Annotated in this window: 5 protein-coding genes; all 5 read right to left on the bottom strand. The window is 30.9% G+C overall.

Annotated features, from left to right (window positions below; genetic code table 11):
- Nucleotides 1–160 precede the first annotated feature (160 nt).
- A complete protein-coding gene (locus KQI16_RS02990; protein ID WP_216432116.1) occupies nucleotides 161–298 on the bottom strand; it encodes a YfgJ family double zinc ribbon protein in 138 nt (45 codons plus the stop codon).
- Between the two features lie 40 nt (nucleotides 299–338).
- Entirely contained in the window at nucleotides 339–905 is a 567-nt protein-coding gene (locus KQI16_RS02995; RefSeq protein ID WP_216432117.1) for a hypothetical protein, read from the bottom strand.
- Nucleotides 906–923: 18 nt separating this feature from the next.
- Entirely contained in the window at nucleotides 924–2,537 is a 1,614-nt protein-coding gene (locus KQI16_RS03000; RefSeq protein ID WP_216432118.1) for a thiamine pyrophosphate-binding protein, read from the bottom strand.
- A 90-nt stretch (nucleotides 2,538–2,627) separates the two neighbouring features.
- The gene (locus KQI16_RS03005) at nucleotides 2,628–2,828 is read right to left on the bottom strand and encodes a hypothetical protein (protein WP_216432120.1); all 201 of its coding nucleotides are present in this window, start codon (nucleotides 2,826–2,828) and stop codon (nucleotides 2,628–2,630) included.
- Between the two features lie 8 nt (nucleotides 2,829–2,836).
- Nucleotides 2,837–3,019, bottom strand: coding sequence for a hypothetical protein (locus KQI16_RS03010; protein WP_216432122.1), 183 nt, complete (start codon nucleotides 3,017–3,019; stop codon nucleotides 2,837–2,839).
- Nucleotides 3,020–3,328 lie beyond the last annotated feature (309 nt).

Genomic DNA, 3,328 nt, shown 5'->3' on the forward strand with positions numbered 1-3,328 from the left:
CCGCCGACTTCCTTCAGATTCCACCTCGCGGTGGACACCCTTGTCTTAGGCTAACGGTTGGCACTATCAACCCCCGTATCGGACTTTCACCGACAAGATTACGCCCATGCCGGGCGCACATAAAAAAAGAAGATTGTAACCAATCTTCTTTTTGAAAATACTATTTATTATCATCTTCTTTAGTTATTACTGCTTTACTAGAAATAAGTTTTTTGCAATTATTACAGAAATAATTAACAGCTCCGCAGCCCTTTATAACTTCTACTTCTTTTTTACATTCTGGACAATAATATTTCATAAAATCACCTTCATATAAAATAATTTAATACTATTATATTTTATTGTTTTTGAGAATTTATTAATTTTTCGTAATCATCACCTAATAATTTATAATTATAGAAATCCGAATTCTTTCTTAACTCTGCATCAACATAGTCTATTCCATATCTCTCAAGTAATGTTTGCTCTTCAGAAAATAAATTAGTTCCCAACCCTAATTTATCTCCTTCAATTTCAACTCCCATACTTGCTAAAATACTTGGAAAAATATCATAGTTTGAAAAACTTCTATTTTTTTCTTTTACTGGTTCGATTACTGAATTTATAAAAGCATTATAAGTAACTCTCTCATATTTTTCAGGAACTATTCTTGACTCAAAGTATTCTGCCTCTTGCATACTATTATGATCTCCAACTAAAACAATAGTAGTATTATCATAAAAATCCTGTTCCTTGATCCATGAAATGAATTCATAAACTTGCTTTGAGGAATGTGCATGTACATTTTCATATTGTGTAGGATATTTATCTTCTGCTTCTGCTTCGTCCTTTACTGTTAAGTAGGCAAGCTCGTCTATTTCAATTATTTCTTTCAGTTTTTCTCTTAAATCATTAAAAACCTTCATTATACTCCCTCCACTTTTTTATTTAACTTTCTTTAATCTATCAGTATCAATAAAGATTTCTGTTCCGTCTGTAACAATTTCAACAAGTAATGGAGATGTTCTATCCTTCATAAGATCTTCTAAGCTCTCTACTTGTGATAAGTCTGTTATTTGAACAGCCTCTATTCCCATTGCCTCAGCAAGAGAAGCTATACTAATTTTATCAAACTCAACCTTTCTCTCAAACTCTCTGCCAAAAATAGCCTTCATACCATTTTTAACTAAACCATACATAGAATTATTGATTACAAAATACATAATTGGCATATTATATTCTTTAGCTGTTAATATATCCATACCATTCATGTAGAAGCCTCCATCACCAACAAATACAGCGTAAGGTCTTTTCTTATCTGCAAGGTATGATCCTAAAGCACCTGCTACTCCTGCACCCATACAAGCATAATTAACACTTCCTTGGAAATCCATATCTTCTCTTATAGGCATATACTTAAAGATATAGTTAAAGAAATCTCCTACGTCTACAATAACACAAGTATCTTTAGGGAATATATTAGGTAACATCTCATATAGTCTTCTTAAGGAAATTCCTGTATGATTTTTAACATATGGCTTGTTCATCTCTGGCTTAACAAAAGAATTATTCTTCTTAGATACTTCTTTATTTAAAATTTTAATTGCATCTTTTAAATCATAGCATACAGATACATCTTCCTTAAATACCCTATTAAACTCTTTAGTATCCCAATCTATTCTTATAACCTTTCTTCCTCTTACAAGAACATCATTATAATCTCTTGTTGCACTTTGACCAAGGGATGTTCCTAATATTAAAATACAATCAAGATCTTCATTCTCAACATATTCTATAGCTCCATCAGAAGAACAGAAACCATAATTTCCTATATAATAAGGAAAATCTGAATTTACTATCCCCTTCGCATTTGGAGTTGAAATTATTCCCCAGCCAAGTTTTTCACTTAATTCTTTTATCTCCTTAGATAATCCTCTTGTACCTCTACCAATGAATATTAACCCCTTTTTAGCCTTTTCTATTTCTTCAACAGCTAATTCTAAAGCTTTATCATCATTTACTGGTTTTTCAATTATATTATTAAACTCTAATTCTCCTTTAAATTCTGGCATTTGAAGGTCATAAGGAATTGATACAAGAGTAACTCCACAAGGAGGTGTAAGAGCTATTTTTATAGCTTTTTGAAGTTCTGGTATAACATCTTCTTCTCTTTCTACATTTACAGAATATTTTGCAAAGCTTTCTACTATTTTAGCATTATTAAATTCTTGTAAAGCTCCCTTACCCATATATGATAATCTTACATCACCATTTATTACAAGCATAGGAACCTTATTTCTTTGTGCATCTGCCATACCATTTATTGCATTATTTACTCCTACTCCACCTGCTAACATGCATACTCCTAACTTATTTGATAGATCAGCATATTTTGAGGCTGAATAAGTTGCTCCTGCTTCATTCTTTGTAATTATATATTCAATCTTGCTGTCATTAAGAGCATCAAGAATAACTCCAAAAGTACTCGCAGGTATACCAAAAACATGTTTAACATCATTGTTTTCCAAAACCTTAATTATTGCGTCAGCTATTCTCATATTAAATGATCTTCCCTAATTAATTTTGCATTTGTTCTATTTTTCCTTATTAAAAAGATAGAACACCTAAGAAGGTGTTCTTGAACTACTTTAATATCCTGCTGATTTAAGGTAATTATCTGCTTCTACTGGGTCAGTAAATGCAACTGGCTTAAATGCTTGAGCTTCTCCAACCCTATTCATTTGCATTTCAAGAACTTTCGTTGCAACTACTATAGCAGCCTTGTCCATACCATTACGATAACATTCTCCAACAAATTCTTGAGCTTCTGGAACATTTTGAGTCATCATATAATTTCTCATATCACATAATTTAGCCCATTTTTACCTTTAAATAATGGAAAAATCTTGTTTCTGTAATCTTCTGCCATTCTTGTTACTGCTTCCTTAGTGAATAATTTCTTTTCATAAGTTTCAGTAACAACCTTTCTGTCTAAGTCTACCTTTAATTCATAAATTCCTTCTTTGTCCTTGATTATCATACTTTTACCACCTTTTAAAACTATTTAATAATTATTTTAAAATTATTGACTATAGCTAGTTTTTATTTTATCACTATTGTCAATAATAATTTGCGATAAAACTAAAAAGGTTCATTGTAAAATTAAATGCAACAGATAAAAAAATATTAAAACCATAGTGAAAATCATGTATGATATAGGTGTTGAGTATAAACATACAGGAGGTTTTCACTATGGTTCATGATACTGATTATAACACACCTATACGTTCTTTTAAACACCTAAAGCTATATGAGCGTGGGGAAATTTATGCATTGCTTAAAGAAGGTA

This window comes from Caproiciproducens sp. MSJ-32, assembly GCF_018918055.1.
Taxonomy (GTDB): Bacteria; Bacillota; Clostridia; order Clostridiales; family Clostridiaceae; genus Clostridium.

Bases quoted from the DNA above. Each gene is read 5' to 3' on its own strand.
- KQI16_RS02990 (WP_216432116.1), bottom strand. From the start codon at position 298: ATGAAATATTATTGTCCAGAATGTAAAAAAGAAGTAGAAGTTATAAAG.
- KQI16_RS02995 (WP_216432117.1), bottom strand. From the start codon at position 905: ATGAAGGTTTTTAATGATTTAAGAGAAAAACTGAAAGAAATAATTGAA.
- KQI16_RS03000 (WP_216432118.1), bottom strand. From the start codon at position 2,537: ATGAGAATAGCTGACGCAATAATTAAGGTTTTGGAAAACAATGATGTT.
- KQI16_RS03005 (WP_216432120.1), bottom strand. From the start codon at position 2,828: ATGATGACTCAAAATGTTCCAGAAGCTCAAGAATTTGTTGGAGAATGT.
- KQI16_RS03010 (WP_216432122.1), bottom strand. From the start codon at position 3,019: ATGATAATCAAGGACAAAGAAGGAATTTATGAATTAAAGGTAGACTTA.